The 16,178-nt window shown below is 54.0% G+C and carries 18 protein-coding genes; 5 read left to right on the top strand and 13 right to left on the bottom strand.

The features are described 5' to 3' along the window. Positions 1-2,474: DNA mismatch repair protein MutS (gene mutS, locus BOW51_RS03745; RefSeq protein WP_078476503.1), on the top strand; the 2,474-nt coding region annotated here is incomplete at its 5' end. Between the two features lie 136 nt (positions 2,475-2,610). On the opposite strand, the gene BOW51_RS03740 is transcribed toward mutS, so the two are convergent. The 4 genes from BOW51_RS03740 to BOW51_RS03725 all read right to left on the bottom strand — a co-directional run bounded on the left by BOW51_RS03740 (position 2,611) and on the right by BOW51_RS03725 (position 6,074). Continuing rightward, a complete protein-coding gene (locus BOW51_RS03740; protein ID WP_078476502.1) occupies positions 2,611-3,384 on the bottom strand; it encodes a DsbC family protein in 774 nt (257 codons plus the stop codon). A gap of 130 nt (positions 3,385-3,514) precedes the next feature. Next, on the bottom strand, positions 3,515-4,414 hold the full coding sequence (xerD, locus tag BOW51_RS03735) for a site-specific tyrosine recombinase XerD (RefSeq protein ID WP_078476506.1): 900 nt from the start codon (positions 4,412-4,414) through the stop codon (positions 3,515-3,517). Between the two features lie 5 nt (positions 4,415-4,419). Next, on the bottom strand, positions 4,420-4,881 hold the full coding sequence (locus BOW51_RS03730; RefSeq protein ID WP_078476501.1) for a methylated-DNA--[protein]-cysteine S-methyltransferase: 462 nt from the start codon (positions 4,879-4,881) through the stop codon (positions 4,420-4,422). Positions 4,882-4,904: 23 nt separating this feature from the next. Beyond that, positions 4,905-6,074 carry a cation:proton antiporter domain-containing protein gene (locus BOW51_RS03725; RefSeq protein ID WP_078476500.1) on the bottom strand — a complete coding sequence of 390 codons (1,170 nt, stop codon included), beginning with the start codon at positions 6,072-6,074 and terminating at the stop codon, positions 4,905-4,907. Positions 6,075-6,381: 307 nt separating this feature from the next. Here BOW51_RS03725 and dksA point away from each other — a divergent pair, with 307 nt between their 5' ends. The 4 genes from dksA to lexA all read left to right on the top strand — a co-directional run bounded on the left by dksA (position 6,382) and on the right by lexA (position 8,790). Beyond that, entirely contained in the window at positions 6,382-6,741 is a 360-nt protein-coding gene (gene dksA / locus BOW51_RS03720) for an RNA polymerase-binding protein DksA (RefSeq protein WP_078476499.1), read from the top strand. 54 nt (positions 6,742-6,795) lie between these two features. Further along, positions 6,796-7,659, top strand: coding sequence for a tRNA glutamyl-Q(34) synthetase GluQRS (gene gluQRS, locus BOW51_RS03715; RefSeq protein WP_078476498.1), 864 nt, complete (start codon positions 6,796-6,798; stop codon positions 7,657-7,659). Then, positions 7,656-8,045 (top strand): group II truncated hemoglobin, encoded by a 390-nt coding sequence (locus BOW51_RS03710; protein ID WP_078476497.1) that lies wholly within the window; start codon positions 7,656-7,658, stop codon positions 8,043-8,045. Before gluQRS ends, BOW51_RS03710 begins: the two co-directional genes overlap by 4 nt. A gap of 124 nt (positions 8,046-8,169) precedes the next feature. Continuing rightward, entirely contained in the window at positions 8,170-8,790 is a 621-nt protein-coding gene (gene lexA / locus BOW51_RS03705) for a transcriptional repressor LexA (RefSeq protein WP_078476496.1), read from the top strand. Between the two features lie 14 nt (positions 8,791-8,804). On the opposite strand, the gene pdxJ is transcribed toward lexA, so the two are convergent. The 9 genes from pdxJ to BOW51_RS03660 all read right to left on the bottom strand — a co-directional run bounded on the left by pdxJ (position 8,805) and on the right by BOW51_RS03660 (position 16,084). After that, positions 8,805-9,530: a pyridoxine 5'-phosphate synthase gene (pdxJ, locus tag BOW51_RS03700; protein ID WP_370738152.1), complete on the bottom strand. Its 726-nt coding sequence runs from the start codon at positions 9,528-9,530 to the stop codon at positions 8,805-8,807. A 6-nt stretch (positions 9,531-9,536) separates the two neighbouring features. Beyond that, positions 9,537-10,232 carry a DNA repair protein RecO gene (recO, locus tag BOW51_RS03695; protein ID WP_078476495.1) on the bottom strand — a complete coding sequence of 232 codons (696 nt, stop codon included), beginning with the start codon at positions 10,230-10,232 and terminating at the stop codon, positions 9,537-9,539. After that, complete coding sequence (era, locus tag BOW51_RS03690; RefSeq protein WP_078476494.1) at positions 10,229-11,134, bottom strand: GTPase Era; 906 nt, start codon at positions 11,132-11,134, stop codon at positions 10,229-10,231. Before era ends, recO begins: the two co-directional genes overlap by 4 nt. Beyond that, complete coding sequence (rnc, locus tag BOW51_RS03685) at positions 11,124-11,801, bottom strand: ribonuclease III (protein ID WP_135568035.1); 678 nt, start codon at positions 11,799-11,801, stop codon at positions 11,124-11,126. The genes era and rnc overlap by 11 nt, the downstream gene beginning before the upstream one ends. Beyond that, the gene (locus BOW51_RS03680; RefSeq protein WP_078476493.1) at positions 11,798-12,181 is read right to left on the bottom strand and encodes a DUF4845 domain-containing protein; all 384 of its coding nucleotides are present in this window, start codon (positions 12,179-12,181) and stop codon (positions 11,798-11,800) included. The genes rnc and BOW51_RS03680 overlap by 4 nt, the downstream gene beginning before the upstream one ends. Then, the gene (gene lepB, locus BOW51_RS03675) at positions 12,165-12,965 is read right to left on the bottom strand and encodes a signal peptidase I (RefSeq protein WP_078476492.1); all 801 of its coding nucleotides are present in this window, start codon (positions 12,963-12,965) and stop codon (positions 12,165-12,167) included. The genes BOW51_RS03680 and lepB overlap by 17 nt, the downstream gene beginning before the upstream one ends. Positions 12,966-12,994: 29 nt before the next feature. Continuing rightward, positions 12,995-14,797, bottom strand: coding sequence for a translation elongation factor 4 (gene lepA / locus BOW51_RS03670; protein ID WP_078476491.1), 1,803 nt, complete (start codon positions 14,795-14,797; stop codon positions 12,995-12,997). A 108-nt stretch (positions 14,798-14,905) separates the two neighbouring features. Continuing rightward, positions 14,906-15,148 carry a glutaredoxin family protein gene (locus BOW51_RS03665; protein ID WP_078476490.1) on the bottom strand — a complete coding sequence of 81 codons (243 nt, stop codon included), beginning with the start codon at positions 15,146-15,148 and terminating at the stop codon, positions 14,906-14,908. 135 nt (positions 15,149-15,283) lie between these two features. Continuing rightward, positions 15,284-16,084: a PDZ domain-containing protein gene (locus BOW51_RS03660; RefSeq protein WP_370738151.1), complete on the bottom strand. Its 801-nt coding sequence runs from the start codon at positions 16,082-16,084 to the stop codon at positions 15,284-15,286. Between the last annotated feature and the right edge of the window lie 94 nt (positions 16,085-16,178).

Here is a 16,178-nt window from a genome sequence, read left to right as displayed (position 1 = left end):
TGGGTGATTTCTACGAGCTTTTCTATGGCGATGCGGAGAAAGCGGCTCGCCTGCTCGATATTACGCTGACAAAGCGCGGTAAATCTGCCGGAGGGGTGATTCCGATGTGCGGCGTGCCCTATCACGCTGCAGAGAACTACCTTGCACGCCTGGTGCGTGCCGGTGAATCTGTCGCAATCGCCGAACAAATCGGTGACCCGGCCACCAGCAAGGGGCCGGTCGAACGCAAAGTGGTACGCGTCGTCACACCTGGAACAGTGACCGATGAGGCGCTGCTGGAAGAGCGCCGCGATAACCTGATTGCAGCCCTCTGTCACAATGATGATTATGGACTCGCAGTGCTGGACATCAGCAGTGGGCGTTTCTTTCTGCAGCAGCTCGACAACAGGACAGACCTCAGTGCAGAACTTGAACGCCTGCAGCCGCAGGAACTCCTCGTTGCGGAAAGCGTGAATGCGAACGATTCCCTGCTGCAGGAGACAGGAATCACCCGCAGGCCGGAGTGGCACTTTGAATTCGACAGCGCCACTGCACAGCTGACGCGTCATTTTGGCACGCGCGATTTGAGCGGCTTCGGATGTGACGATGTACCGCTTGCAGTATCTGCAGCAGGCTGCCTGCTGCAGTATGTCGAGGAGACCCAGAAAGGCACGCTGCCACACCTGCGCGGCATGACGATAGAGCGTCATGATGACGCCATCATTATCGATGCGGCGACACGTCGTAATCTCGAAATCGAACAGACGGTATCCGGTGACAGGAAAAATACACTTGCCGGCATTCTCGACCACACTACCACGCCGATGGGCAGCCGCCTGCTGCGCCGCTGGCTCAACCGTCCGTTACGCGATCGCCTCATCGTCAGCAACCGTCATGATGCAATCGAGGCGCTGACGCGTTCCGGCTGTGACTCCGAAATCAGCGAACTGCTTCGTGCCTGTGGCGATATTGAACGTATCCTCGCACGTGTTGCGCTGAGAAGTGCGCGCCCGCGTGATTTTGCCACCCTGCGTGATGCACTGCATCTGCTGCCGGAACTGCAGCAACTGCTGCAGCCATTCAGCGAGGGCCTGCTTGCAGAGCTGGCATGCATGGCTCAGCCTCGCCCAGAGACAACTGCCCTGCTGCAGAGAGCGATTATCGACAATCCACCCGTAGTGCTGCGCGACGGTGGTGTCATTGCAGCCGGTTACGATGCAGAGCTGGATGAACTGCGTGACCTCTCCCAGAATGCCGACCAGTTTCTGCTCGACCTGGAAATGCGCGAAAAGGAGCGCACCGGAATCGCCACGCTCAAGGTCGCCTATAACCGGGTTCATGGCTACTACATCGAGATCAGCAAGGCACAGGCGGAGTCGGCGCCAGACGAATATGTACGCCGCCAGACGCTGAAAAATGTTGAGCGTTTCATAACCCCCGAACTGAAAAAATTCGAGGACAAGGTACTCAGCGCACGCGAACGTTCACTGGCGCGCGAAAAGGCGCTCTACGATGAGCTGTTTGATCTGCTGGCACCACAAATCAGCAACCTGCAGGAAGCAGCAGAAGCTGTCGCCACGCTCGACGTATTGGCCAATCTCGCCGAACGCGCCATGACGCTCGGTCTGACACGCCCTCAGCTGACGCAGGAGAGGGGAATCTCAATCAAGGCAGGCCGCCACCCGGTAGTGGAGTCAGTCAATGACACGCCTTTCATACCGAACGGTGTCGAACTCGGTGACTCACGCACCATGCTGATCATTACCGGCCCCAACATGGGTGGTAAATCAACCTACATGCGCCAGAATGCGCTGATCGTGCTGATGGCCTACGCAGGATGTTTCGTACCCGCTGAAGCGGCCAGTATCGGTGCAATCGACAGGATATTCACCCGCATTGGTGCATCAGATGATCTCGCCGGCGGGCGCTCGACCTTCATGGTTGAAATGGAAGAGACCGCCAACATCCTGCACAACGCGACCGAATACTCGCTTGTATTGATGGATGAGATCGGGCGTGGTACCAGCACTTTCGACGGCCTCTCGTTGGCCTGGTCGTGTGCGGTTGAGCTGGCAACAGGGCTGCGCTCGCTGACCCTGTTCGCTACCCACTATTTTGAACTGACCTCCCTGCCCGAGGAGTTCGACAGCATAGTCAACGTACACCTCGATGCTGTTGAGCAGGGGGAATCAATCGTGTTTCTGCATGCAGTCATGGAAGGGCCTGCAAACCAGAGCTACGGCTTACAGGTTGCTCAACTGGCCGGTGTGCCAAGAGCCGTGATTCATCGTGCGCGTACCAAGCTCGTGAGCCTCGAACAGGGAGACGCCGCAAGGTCAGACTTGTCCAGTAGCCAGTTGCCGCTATTCAGCCCGGATCCGGAGCCTGACAGCAGGATTGAGAAAGAGCTTGAGGAGATTGATCCTGATGAGCTGACACCACGTGTGGCGCTCAGCCTGCTGTATACGCTGAAAGCACTGCAGCGGGATCAGTAAGCTCTCAATTCGTCACTCGGGGCCTTTAAGTCCGTCACCCCGGGCTTGACCCGGGGTCCATCAGGAACAGCGCACGCACTCCCGGATGCCGGCTCAAGGCCGGCATGACGATGATCTGGACGCGTCTGCTGTTCCCTTACTCGTTGATTTCGTCAAACGCAGCAGAGATCTGGCTGCCTGTCATTTTTGTCCAGTTGAGGCTCGACTTGGAACCATCGGCAAGGAAAATCATCGGGGTTGAACTGATGCCCAACTCACGTCCGATTTCCATGTGCTTGTCGATCGGTGTATCACAAGTCGCCGATGCAAGCTTTTTACCTGCCTTGGCTTCGGTCAGTGCCTTGTTTCGGTCTGTTGCACACCAGACAGACTTCGCATTTTCATAAGAATTCGGCGTGATAACCGGCAGGAAAACATATTTAACGCGAATATCGGCGGCAGTCATTTCGCCCATCTTCTTGTGAAAAAGCTGGCAGAAAGAGCAATTCACATCGGTAAAGACTGTCAGGGTGTGCTTGGCCTTTTCTTTCCCGTAGATGATCATCTCTTCATCGCTAAGGGTATCCAGTACCGGCTTGCGAATCTTTCCGAGCGTTTGCTCAGCAAGATTCCGCATACCCTCATCGATTGAGAGCACGTTTCCAAGCACGATATATTTTCCATCTTCGGTCAGAAAGAAGACTTCGTTGCCAAGCACCACTTCGCGCAAACCACTGGCGGAAGAGTCTTTTATTTTGAACTCTGCACCCTTTGCGTCAAATTTCTCCAGTATTTTTTCTACCTGCTTTTGCAGTTCAGCATCAGATGCTGGTGCGGCAGACACCATTGCAACCTGACCCAGCAACAGTGCGGTAAGGAGGCTCGAGAGAATCAGTTTCAATTTCATTTCCATTCCTGTTTTGATTTCCATCTGGTAGAGACCCTGCTTTTGACAGAAAACTGACAAGAAAATTCGCTACCAGGCTACTTAAATAACATCGCGCATCATACGCGAAACCGGCACAAACATCTTCCCCGTGATTTATCTGTTTGCTCACCCGTCAGGCGCGAGGATGGTGCTGTCGGTAGAGGTTTTCCAGGCGTTCCCTGGCGACATGGGTGTATATCTGGGTGGTGGAAAGGTCACTGTGACCGAGCAGCATCTGCACTACGCGCAGATCGGCGCCATGGTTGACCAGGTGGGTTGCAAACGCGTGACGCAGTGTATGGGGCGAAAGGTGGCTCTTGATCTCAGCTGTTTGTGCATGCTTGCGAATACGGTACCAGAAGGCCTGGCGTGTCATGCCCCCTCCGCGCCGTGTCGGAAACAGGGCGTTGCTGACCTGTTTTTTCAGCAGTTCGCCGCGATGCTCCGCAACAAAGCGCTGAATCCAGTCAACAGCCACCTCGCCGAGAGGTACCAGGCGCTCCTTGTCACCCTTGCCGATCACGCGCACAAGCCCCTGGTTGAGACTGACTGACTCCATCCCCAGCCCCACCAGTTCGGAAACACGCAAGCCTGTCGCATAGAGCAGTTCCAGCATGGTGCGATCCCGAAACCCTTCCGGCGTGGAAAGATCAGGCGCCTCGAGCAGCGCCTCAACCTCTCCCTCGGTGAGCGACTTGGGCAATGGCCGTCCCAGCCTTGGCGCCTCGATTTGCGCGGTGGGATCAGTCTGTATGCGTCCCTCTCTGCTGAGCCACTGGTAAAACTGGCGTGCCGCAGAGAGAAAACGTGCCACACTGCGACTGCTGTGGCTGCTGCCGGCGAGTTCGGCGAGGTATGACTGCAACTGGTCACGGCGTACGTTGACCAACTCCCCCTGCCCGCTTGCACTCAACCAGGCGGAGAGTTTGCGCAGATCTGTCTGGTAGGCTGACAGTGTATTGCGGCTGAGACCGCGCTCAAGCCACAGGGCATCGGCAAATGCCTCTATCTGTGTCTGATCGGTCTCACGCACGGATTTCAAATTTCAACACCCTCGTGTTTCAGCAGCCATGACTTGATTTGCGGCCAGCTGCCACTGGCATGCCCGTGAAAACCACCACGTCCATTGGCGGCAACCACGCGATGACACGGAACCAGCAACGGACAGGGATTGGTGCGACACGCCTGCCCGATCGCGCGTGGACCGCTGCCAAGTGTTTTTGCCAGTTCACCGTAAGTCACCACCTCACCGCTGCCGAGTTCGCGCAAGGCATTCCAGACACGCTGTTGGTAATCTGTTCCGGAGAGTGAAACCGGTAGCACCGACCAGTTTGATGCATCCTCGAAATAGGCATCGAGCCACTCTTTCAGCCAGGCGTGCTGTGCAGGCGTTTTTGCGCGATTGGCTTCAGGCTGGAGCGTAACATCAAACGCCTGCTTGCCATCGAGGTTGATACCCACCTTGCCAACCGGCGTATTCACGACAAGATCATAGTTCATTAGCTTCTTTCCACTCAATCGCGTTAATCGAGGCGCAGTTCATCTTTCAGCGCAATTGGCGTCGGCAGTTTCTGCACGATCCAGTAGGATGAACCGACAAAACTGAACAGGGTTGCGAACTGAATCAGGTAGGCAGCCTTGTGACCAATAACGGATGCCTCGAGCGCCACCACCGAAACCAGCAGCGAAAACTCGCTCAACTGGCCAAGACGTATACCAATCTCCGAGGCGCGCTTTTTCGACTCGCCGAGATGTTCAATCAGCCAGCGAAACAGCGGCGGCTTGAGCGACAGGCTCAGTGCCGCAAGAATCAGTGCAGGCAGCAGAACCGGCATGGCGGCTGACAAGTCCATTTTTGCGCCCAGGGCAAAAAAGAACAATACCAGGAAAAAATCACGCAGCGGCTTGAGGCTCTCGGAGACAAACAGTGCAATCGGGCTGGAGGCAAGAGCAACGCCGGCAATGAAAGCACCAATCTCGGCAGAGAGACCCATCGCAAGCGCCAGTTCGGCAAGACCGAGGCACCAGCCGATAGCAGTCAGAAATATATACTCCTGGATTTTGTCAAAACGCCTGATCAGTCCGATCAGCAGGTAGCGTGTCAGCAACCAGGCAATCAACCCGAGCAGTGGCAGTTTCAAAATCAGCAGCAGTGGCGTCCACACGGATTCAACACCGCTGCCACGCCCCTGGATATAGATCAGCAGTCCGATTGCCAGCAAGTCTTGCAGCAGCAGGATGCTGATGATGAACTCTCCCGTCCTCTGGTGATGCAGCACGCTGGTCGGCAGCAGTTTGAGGCCGATGATTGTGCTTGAGAATGTCATCACGGCACCAATCAGCAAGGACTCTTCAAAACCAAAGCTGAAGACCAGCGCGACCAGCATACCGCCGAGGCCGAAGAGCAGTGAACTCACGAGGGTGATCCAGGAGGTTTTGCGCATCATGTGCAGCAATTCAGTGGGATTCAGGTTCAGGCCCAGTAGAAAAAGCAGAAAGATGATACCGATATGCGAGATATCCTCGACCAGTCCGGCCTGCCCGACCCACCCAAGTACCGAGGGACCGAGAAGAATGCCGAGAACAACGTAGGCAACCAGCAGAGACTGACGTGCATAGAGGGCCAGCGTCGCCATCACGGCAGCACCGGTAAATATCAAAAAAATTGTAAAAACAAATGGATCCTGTTCCACGCCGGTTACTATTTGCTAGTGTAAATATCTAACATACCACACCGCAGAATCAGGGTTTTCTCCTATTTTTACATGCAACTCTTTTCGTTTCATGCATTATCAGGTAACGTGTTTTGCTTGTCTGAAAAGAGACTTTCTGCTATAAGATAGCGCGCTTGAATATTTATCGTGCTGGACTAAAAAGAAAGTTGCAGCCAAAAAGAAGGTTGCGGCAAAGAGAAAAGCGTCTGCTGCACAGGCTAATGACAGCTCACTCCTCGGTACCTTTGGTTTCGCTCCCTACGAGCCAACTAAAAAAGAGGAGTACATGAATGAGCCCCAGGAGGAACACTTCCGTGCCATCCTCAATGCCTGGAAAGCGAGCCTGATGGAAGAGGTCGACCGTACCGTGCACCACATGCAGGATGATGCGGCGAACTTCCCTGATCCGAATGACCGCGCCTCACAGGAGTCGGAGTTCAGTCTTGAACTGCGCACACGTGACCGCGAGCGCAAGCTGATCAAGAAAATCACTTCCACTCTGGACCGTCTGGATGCGGGAGATTATGGCTGGTGTGACTCCTGTGGCGTCGCAATCGGTATCCGCCGCCTCGAGGCAAGGCCAACAGCTGATCTCTGCGTAGACTGCAAGACACTCGAAGAGATCAAGGAAAAACAGATGGCCTGAGGCCACTGGCTCGGCAGCATGCCCGCTTCAGCGGCATGCTGCTCCATCTGAACGATGCGCCACTATCGCGGACGTTTCGCCCCTACCCCATCCGGACCACTCCATTTTGGCTCGCTGGTTGCAGCAGTTGCCAGTTATCTCGATGCCCGTCATCACCACGGCAAGTGGTTCATGCGTATCGATGACATCGATCAGCCTCGCCAGCAGCCGGGAGCTGTTGAATCCATCCTCTCTACACTCGAACAGCTGGGCTTTGCATGGGATGGTGAAGTGCTGTACCAGTCACACCGCACCGAACGCTACCAGGTGCTGCTCGATGAACTGGTCAGCAGGCGACTCGTCTACCCATGCAGTTGCAGTCGCAAGGAGATTGCCGCAACTGCAGAAGCCGGCGTTGACGGCCTTGTCTACCCCGGCAGTTGCCGCAACGGTATGCGTAAAGGCGCAGCACAGTTTTCATACAGGATCATTACTGACGACAGAGTGATTCAGTTCAACGACCGCATACAGGGCAACTACACCCAGCAGTTGAATCAGGATATCGGTGATTTTATTCTCAAACGGGCCGATGGCCTGTTCGCCTACCAGTTGGCAATCGTGGCTGATGACGATGATCAGAAGATTAACTCCATCGTACGCGGACGCGACCTGCTGGTCTCCACACCCAGGCAGATTTACCTGCAACAGCTGCTGGCAATGGAGACTCCGGATTACGCACACGTGCCCCTGGTGATGGATGACAGCGGCAACAAGCTCAGCAAGAGCGATGCGGCACACCCGGTCTATACAAACCGACCGCTTGAAACGCTCGGGCTCGCACTCGATTTTCTCGGACAACCCCGGGTTGAAGCCGATACAATCGACAGCTTCTGGCAACAGGCAATCAGTAACTGGTCCATAGAACAGGTCCCAAAATGAATCTACAGGATGAAACCCCCTACGTGCTGCTAGGCGGCGAAGAGAGAGTGCGTGAACTGGTCGACCGCTTCTACGACCACATGAATGAACTCGAGGAAGTTGCGCCGTTACGCGAGATGCATGCGCAGAGCCTGCGTGTGTCGCGAGACAAGCTTTTCAAATTTCTCAGCGGCTGGCTAGGCGGCCCCGGACTCTACGAAGCCGAGTATGGCCACCCCCGGCTGCGCCGTCGTCACATGCCCTTTCCGGTCACCGAGGAAGCACGAGACCAGTGGCTGTTGTGCATGAAAAAAGCTATGGATGAAATGAGTATAGACCCTAAACTTCGAGCTTTTCTTGATAATGCTTTTTTGCGTACAGCGGACCATATGCGTAACCAGTCGTAGTAGTCATTGAGTCATTTTTTACGCGTCATCCCTGTGCAAATCCCGTCAACCCCGTCATAGGGGTATCATTAGTTCTCCGCCTGTTCTATACTGAAGCTGATAGAACACAAAGAGAACTTCAGATATGTTTGACACCCTGACTCGCAGACAACAGGAGATTTACGACTTCCTGTTCAACAACCAGGAAAAGTTCGAACACCCACCTACCTTGTCTGAACTCTGCACGGCAATGGGGCTGAGTTCACGCGGCTCGATGCACAAGCAGGTGCAGGCACTGATTGAAGCGGGGCTGGTCGAACCGATGAACAATCTGCGCAGGGGTATTCGCCTGACAGCAAGCTCGATGCAGAACAGTGGGCAGGAGAGCGGATTACCGCTACTCGGACGCATCGCCGCAGGCCAACCGATCGAGGCCGTCACCACGCCGGAAACTCTCGATGTTCCAACATGGATGCACACCCAGGCTCCCTGCTACGTGTTGCAGGTGAAGGGAGACTCGATGATAGATGAGGGAATTCTCGATGGCGATTTCGTCGTCATAGAGAAACGTTCACATGCACGCAATGGTGAAATTGTCGTTGCACTTGTCGAAGGTGAAGAAGCCACCCTGAAACGCATTGAACAGCAGGCGACAAGTACAATTCTGCACCCTGCCAACGCGAGCATGTCACCGATGACCTATCACCCAGACCAGGTCGAGATACAGGGTGTGCTGGTGGGTCAGATGCGCAGTTATGTGCATTAGGGCAATCTTCTGCCTCAGGCGCTGACAATCAGCTCCTTCATATCGGCAACTGCCGCATGCCAGCCAGAGAATATTGCACGACTGACAATCGAGTGGCCAATATTCAACTCGGAGACACCCTCTAACCTGGCAACAGGCTGTACATTGTCATAGTCGAGCCCGTGCCCTGCATTAACCTGCAGTCCAAGCTCACGCCCCTGGATGACTGCCTTGCGGATCTTTTCCAGCTCGGCTTCACGCTGCAGTTGATCTGCGGCATCAGCATAGTGGCCGGTGTGAATCTCGATAACCGGCGCACCCACCTCTTCTGATGCCTCCAGCTGTACCGGATCGGCATCGATAAACAACGAAACCCGAATGCCTGCCTCTGCAAGGGCTGCACAATACTCTGTCAGCATCCCCTTCTGGCCTGCGACATCAAGCCCGCCTTCAGTAGTGAGTTCCTCGCGTTTTTCGGGTACAAGGCAACAGTCGGCTGGCCTGATGCGCTTTGCAATTTCAAGCATCTCTGCTGTTGCTGCCATCTCGAGATTCATGCGCGTTTGCAGACGGCCAATGAGAATTTCGACATCATTGTCCTGAATGTGGCGTCGATCTTCACGCAGGTGAAGCGTGATGGCATCGGCGCCAGCCTCCTCGGCCATCAGTGCCGCCTTAACCAGGTCGGGATAGGGTGTTCCGCGCGCTTCGCGAAGTGTTGCAACATGGTCAATATTGACGCCAAGTAATCTCTTCATCATGTTCAATTATCCGAAAAGCTCCCTGCTTTTTAATGGTTTGTAATCAAGGTGATAGTCAATCACACGACGCAACAGTCGCTTCGCTTCCTGACGTAGCTGAATATCATCACACGTCTTATTGTGCAGCGCAATCAATGTCCTTCCAGAGATGACATTCGAGGTGTCTGCAGATAGCTCAACAGGACATTCAGAAAAGCCACTGCCCTTTTGGTAAAGGTAGTTCCCGGCTGGCACAATTGGCTCGTTATCGAGCGTCGCTTCAGTCACCAGTTCATATCCTGCTGCCTGCAACAGGCGCAGCTCGAACTGGCGCAGACTCCAGTCTAGTGGAATCTCCCCGTCGAGGCTTGAGAGTGTTCTGATGTAATCACTGAAGAGCAGATCATGTGGCTCGGATCTTGGAACCAGGCGCATCAGCAACTCGTTGAGGTAAAGACCGCAAAAGAGAGACTTGCCTTGCAACCGGTCCAGTTGATAGTCATCCGGCTCAACCTCGTGCAGACTGTTTACTTCCCCGCGTCCACCCCAACCAAGTCGCAATGGAGTGAAGGGCTGCAACAGCCCGGCTGTGTTGCCCTTGGCACCGCCGCGCGAAATTGCGGGGAAACGCCCCTCGCCTTCAACGAAAAGTTCCAGCAGCAGGCTGGTATTTTTGAAAGGACGCCGATGAAGCACAAAGGCGCGCTTCAGCAGTTTGCTCATTGATCGGTATAGCCCAGGCTGGCGATGGAGCGCTCATCGGATGACCAGCTCTTTTTAACCTTGACCCACACGTCCAGCCACACCTTGCGTCCGAAACTGCTCTCCATCGACTCACGCGCGATGCGCGCCGTCTCTTTCATGGCTCCACCCTTGTGCCCAAGGAGTATGCCCTTCTGCCCCGGCTTCTCGACCCACACAACCGCCGAGATTCGATAACGCGACCCCTCATCCTCGAATCGCTCGATCTCGACCGTCACGGCATAGGGAAGCTCCTTGGCATAGCGGCGCGTCAGCTGCTCACGCAACAGCTCGGCAGCAAGGAAACGTTCGGACCTGTCGGTAACCTGGTCTTCCGGGTACCAGATAGCGCCTTCAGGAAGCAATTTCATCACTTCTGACTCAACTACATCGAGCTGCTTTCCCTGCAACGCAGAGGCCGGAATCATCTGCTCAAACGCATGTTTTTTACTCAGCTCCGACAATAGCTGCAAAGCCTCTTCACGCCGCTCGAGCTTATCCATTTTGTTAAGCACCAGGATAGTCGGTCTGCCGGAACGTTTAATACCCTTGAGTACTTTCTCATCCTCTTCGGTCCAGCTGCCTGCCTGCACGACAAAAACAATCACATCGACATCTGACAACACGGATTCCGCCGTCTGGTTGAGAATACGGTTCAGTGCCTTGCCGCCGCGCTTGTGAATACCCGGGGTATCTACAAACAGTATCTGGCCATCGTCGTTGGTTTTGATTCCGAGAATCGCATGGCGCGTTGTCTGGGGTTTATGTGAGGTAATGGCAATCTTCTGGCCCACCAAGCGATTAAGCAGGGTCGACTTGCCGACATTCGGGCGGCCCACGATGGCTGCATATCCACAGCGTGTTACTTTATCTTCAGCCTGCATCGATCTGTTCCAGTAGTGCGGCTGCAGCAGCCTGTTCTGCCTTTCGACGTGACCTGCCGACCCCTTCGGAAGTAACTTGCAGGGATTTCACGTTGCAGCGTACGGTAAATGTCTGGTGATGCTGCTTGCCTTCGGTGCGCAGGATTTCATACTCGGGCAATTCAAGATTGCGCGCTTGCAGATACTCCTGCAAACGTGTCTTGGGATCTTTTCCGCAGTCGCTGAGATCGACCGCCTGAAGACGACTGTCAAACAGCGAAAGAATCAGCTGATGCGCCTTGTCGATGCCGCCATCGAGATAAACGGCTGCGATGATAGCCTCGACCGCATCCGCGAGGGTTGAATCACGTGAGTGTCCACCACTGCGTTGTTCGCCTATGCCCATCTCGAGATAGCTGCCAATATCGAGTTCACGCGCCAGGGAAGCGAGTGTCTCGCGTTTGACGAGTGATGCACGCAAACGGCTTAACTGGCCCTCGCTGGCTGCCTGGAAGCGCACGTAGAGCCAGTCGGAGATCACCATGCCGAGGATAGCGTCACCGAGAAATTCAAGTCGCTCGTTGTTGTTGCCGCCAGCGCTCCTGTGTGTCAGTGCAAGCTCCAGCAGCTCAGGCGAGTCGAACTGGTAGTTGATCAGTTCAGACAGTTTCTTCAGGGAAAGTTTCAAATCGGAGGAATTTCCACGGAATGGTCAAAATGCAGTAACAGGTCAATATTAAACATATATTTTGTCTGCACCTGGTAAGCAACACGCAGCATCATGCCCTGCCTATCAGACGTGACAGTGACATTATCCCTGTTAAATTCATATATCGAATTGGTTTTCAGGCGATTGAGAAATATCCTTTTCACTTGCTTGCTGTTTTCCCCCACCGTAGCTGGATCTTTCTGAACATCCTCCATAATGGCTTTGATAGTATTATTCTTCATATAAGCCGGCACTGCCTTGAAAGCAAAGGTACCGACCAGTACTGCAGCAACTATCAACAACAGGATCGACGCAGTTGATTCGCCTCGCTGAATTTTCTCTTTATTTAATAATTTCACCAATACGACTCCACTCAACAGGGAACCCCGGCAAATCAGAATCAAAATTCATCCAGATCATCGAGGCCCGACCAACCAGATTTTTCTCGGGAACCAGGCCCCAGCAACGACTGTCGTTACTGTTATCCCTGTTATCTCCCATTGCGAAATAGTGCCCTTCCGGAATCCTCACAGGTCCATTAGCCAACACCTGACATCCTGGTCCGAAATCGGGGCGGCGCTGATTAACAAGTACACTATGCTCAACACTATCCAGCCTCTCACTGGCGTGTAATACACCCGTCTCGCGCTTTCCTCCACCTACACCGTTGTATACTTCCAACGCTTCGACTGGCTGCGGTTGACCGTTGATGTAGAGGATCTTGTCACGATAGGCGACCGTATCTCCCGGAACAGCAACTATACGTTTAATATAGTCGATAGAATCATTCATGGGAAACCTGAACACCACAACATCACCTCGTTGCGGTGATCCGGTATCAAGCACCTTGGTGTGACTAACAGGCAATCTGAGTCCATAGGCATACTTGTTGACGAGAATAAAATCACCGACCAGCAGTGTCGGCATCATCGAGCCCGAGGGAATTCTGAATGGCTCGAAGACGAAGGAGCGCAGAATCAGGACAATCAGAAAGACAGGCAGCAAAGAGTGCGACAAGTCTACCAGGAAGGGCTCTTTGACATCCTTTTTGCGAAGTTTACGCAGGTAGAGCCGGTCCAGAAGCCACACGACTCCCATAACTACGACGACTGTTACCAGTACTGTTTCTATATCAAAACTCATTCCTGCTCCATTAAGATATTAATTTTCAGTTAATCCTGGCCAACCTTGAGCACTGCCAGGAATGCATCCTGGGGTATCTCAACACTGCCAACCTGTTTCATGCGCTTCTTGCCCGCTTTCTGTTTCTCAAGCAGTTTCTTCTTACGTGTGATATCACCACCATAACACTTCGCCGTGACATTCTTGCGTAGCGCCTTGACCGTTGAACGGGCAATAATCTTGCTGCCGATAGCAGCCTGGATGGCAACTTCGAACATCTGTCTCGGAATCAGCTCTTTCATGCGCTCGGTCAACTCGCGACCACGACTCTGCGATGCATCCTTGTGGACGATAACAGAGAGGGCATCAACGGCTTCGCCATTGATCAGAATATCCAGCTTCACCAGCGGTGCAGGCTGAAAACGCTTGAATTCATATTCAAAGGAGGCATAACCGCGACTGACCGACTTGAGGCGGTCGAAAAAGTCGAGCACCACTTCGTTCATCGGCAGTTCCCAGTTAATCTGCACCTGTCCACCAAGATACTGCATGTTCTTCTGTACGCCGCGCTTCTCTACACACAGCGAGATAACCGGGCCGAGCATATTCTGGGGCACGAGAATGGTCGCCTCGATGATCGGCTCACGGATCTCTTCGATCTTGGATGGATCTGGCAAAGCTGCCGGGTTATCAACCTTGATCACCACGCCGTCGTTACTCAGCACCTCGTAGATTACCGTCGGTGCCGTCGTGATCAGGTCGAGATCATATTCACGCTCAAGACGCTCCTGCACGATCTCCATGTGCAACATGCCAAGGAACCCGCAGCGGAAACCGAAACCGAGTGCCTGAGAGGTCTCGGGCTCGTAGTGCAGTGCTGCATCGTTGAGGCGCAGTTTTTGCAGCGCATCGCGCAAATTCTCGTAATCATCCGAGCTGACCGGATAGAGTCCGGAAAAGACGCGTGGGCGCATCTGTTCAAAACCTGGCAGTGCCTTATCGGCTGCCTTGTCAAAATGGGTCACGGTATCACCGACTGGTGCTCCATCGATCTCCTTGATGCCGGCAATCAGAAAGCCGACCTCACCGGGACCGAGACGTCCGGTAACTGTTTTCTTGGGAGTAAAGACACCGACATTGTCTGCCTGGTGTTGACGGCCAGTCGACATGATCTTGATCTTGTCCTTGTTCTTCAGCACACCATTGATAACACGTACCAACGAAATGACGCCGACATAGGAGTCGAACCATGAGTCGATAATCAGCGCCTGCAGAGGCGCATCTGCATCGCCCACGGGCGGCGGAATGGTCTCGACCAGCTTGTCGAGCAGTTCCCCGATGCCAATGCCTGTCTTGGCGCTGACACGCAGGGCATCCTCAGCCTCGATGCCGATAATCTCCTCGATTTCGTTGATGACGCGATCAGGTTCGGCAGAAGGCAGATCAATCTTGTTTAGTACCGGCAGTACCTCAAGGCCCATTTCAATCGCCGTGTAGCAGTTGGCTACGCTTTGCGCCTCAACGCCCTGGGCGGCGTCAACAACCAGCAACGCACCTTCGCACGCCGCCAGTGAACGCGACACCTCGTAGGAGAAGTCGACATGCCCCGGTGTGTCAATGAAATTGAGCTGGTAGGTCTCACCATCGCTCGCCGTGTAGTCGAGAGTGACGCTCTGCGCCTTGATGGTAATTCCGCGTTCACGCTCGAGATCCATGGAATCGAGCACCTGGCTGTCCATTTCGCGCTCGGTGAGACCACCGCACAGCTGGATAAAACGATCTGCAATCGTCGATTTGCCATGATCGATGTGCGCGATAATGGAGAAGTTGCGTATATGGCTCAGGTCTGTCATTAGTGGTGGTATATGTGGTGTCCGGCACTGAAGGAGACCGCCTGCTTCTATCACACAGCACGGTCAAAAGTTTGCACATTCTAACGAATTTCTGTGCAAACAGGGAGATTAATCCGGGTTAGCCAGAAAGACGTCGAGAAGTTCCGGATCGAGAAAATAGTTGCAGATGACGCGCTCGCCATGAGCCAGAACCGGGATCATTTCTCCGTAGCGTGTTTCGAGACTCTCATCACGAGAGATATCGATACAGCTGAATTCCAGGTCATCACGGGAGCGGTAGTCACCCAGCTCGTGCCACATCGCCTCGCACAGGTGACACCCCTCCCGGCAATAGAATTCCAGCCTGATCATTCAGGACTCCAGAGCTTCTGATCAATTCCGGATCAATCCGAAAGTCGCAAGGTCAGCCAGCGCGAACCTTCCTTCTGTTGAACCAAGATCGCAACCGGCCTCTCTTTCGACAGTTTTTCAACTGCCTGCCTGAAATCATCTACACCCATGACACAGTGGTTTCCAATCATGGATAACTTCACCGGCGCGAATGCCTGCCGTCCTTGCTGGCCCTTCCTGCACCTCTTCGACAATGACACCGCCCTCTGCGATTCCGAGCTCATCTCGCTGCTTTTGGGTCAAATTCGAGACCACGAGACCCATAATTGTCTCTTTCTCATCCGGCTCCGGCTGTGGCTCTTTTCCCAGCATGGCGAGCTGTTCATCGGGCAACTCACCTATATTGACAGAGATAGTCTCTTCACGGCCCGCACGAAGCACAACCACCTCTGCCGGACGATCGATACTTGCCGAACCTACCATGGGCGGCAGTTTGGATGATTTTTCAACCGGCTTGCCATTGAAACCAATAATGATATCGCCGACCTGCATACCCGCCTTTTCAGCCGGACTGTCAGGCATTACACGAGCCACCAGCGCTCCCATCGGTTTATCCATATCAAAGGATTCTGCGAGCTCCCTGGTAACGTCCTGGATCAACACACCCAGCCAGCCGCGCGAGACCTTGCCCTTGGAACGCAGCTGATCAGCGACATTCATGGCCACCTCGATCGGAATTGAGAAAGAGAGTCCCATAAAACCACCGCTGCGGCTGTAAATCTGGGAATTCACACCAACAACTTCACCATTGAGATTGAATAGTGGACCGCCTGAATTACCCGGATTGATCGCTACATCCGTCTGGATGAAAGGCACATAGTTCTCTTCGGGAAGACTTCTCCCCTTTGCACTGACAATGCCTGCAGTGACCGAGTGGTCAAAACCGAATGGAGACAAGCGTGTCTTTGATCTCGTGATGTAAAACGGGACATCCAAGTCGCCCTTTTACACTCGATCTTCGACAGCCTTTATTGCCCCGGACGCCCTGCGT

It is taken from the genome of Solemya elarraichensis gill symbiont (assembly GCF_002021095.1).
Taxonomy (GTDB): domain Bacteria; phylum Pseudomonadota; class Gammaproteobacteria; order Chromatiales; family Chromatiaceae.
The sequence above is the reverse complement of the archived record's forward strand: the minus strand, read 5'-3'. Positions and strand labels throughout refer to the sequence as shown.

Excerpts from the sequence above, each read along its gene's own strand:
- BOW51_RS03740 (WP_078476502.1), bottom strand. The coding sequence starts at position 3,384 with ATGGAAATCAAAACAGGAATGGAAATGAAATTGAAACTGATTCTCTCG.
- BOW51_RS03730 (WP_078476501.1), bottom strand. The coding sequence starts at position 4,881 with ATGAACTATGATCTTGTCGTGAATACGCCGGTTGGCAAGGTGGGTATC.
- dksA (WP_078476499.1), top strand. The coding sequence starts at position 6,382 with ATGAATGAGCCCCAGGAGGAACACTTCCGTGCCATCCTCAATGCCTGG.
- gluQRS (WP_078476498.1), top strand. The coding sequence starts at position 6,796 with ATGCGCCACTATCGCGGACGTTTCGCCCCTACCCCATCCGGACCACTC.
- BOW51_RS03710 (WP_078476497.1), top strand. The coding sequence starts at position 7,656 with ATGAATCTACAGGATGAAACCCCCTACGTGCTGCTAGGCGGCGAAGAG.
- lexA (WP_078476496.1), top strand. The coding sequence starts at position 8,170 with ATGTTTGACACCCTGACTCGCAGACAACAGGAGATTTACGACTTCCTG.
- pdxJ (WP_370738152.1), bottom strand. The coding sequence starts at position 9,530 with ATGATGAAGAGATTACTTGGCGTCAATATTGACCATGTTGCAACACTT.
- recO (WP_078476495.1), bottom strand. The coding sequence starts at position 10,232 with ATGAGCAAACTGCTGAAGCGCGCCTTTGTGCTTCATCGGCGTCCTTTC.
- era (WP_078476494.1), bottom strand. The coding sequence starts at position 11,134 with ATGCAGGCTGAAGATAAAGTAACACGCTGTGGATATGCAGCCATCGTG.
- lepB (WP_078476492.1), bottom strand. The coding sequence starts at position 12,965 with ATGAGTTTTGATATAGAAACAGTACTGGTAACAGTCGTCGTAGTTATG.
- lepA (WP_078476491.1), bottom strand. The coding sequence starts at position 14,797 with ATGACAGACCTGAGCCATATACGCAACTTCTCCATTATCGCGCACATC.
- BOW51_RS03665 (WP_078476490.1), bottom strand. The coding sequence starts at position 15,148 with ATGATCAGGCTGGAATTCTATTGCCGGGAGGGGTGTCACCTGTGCGAG.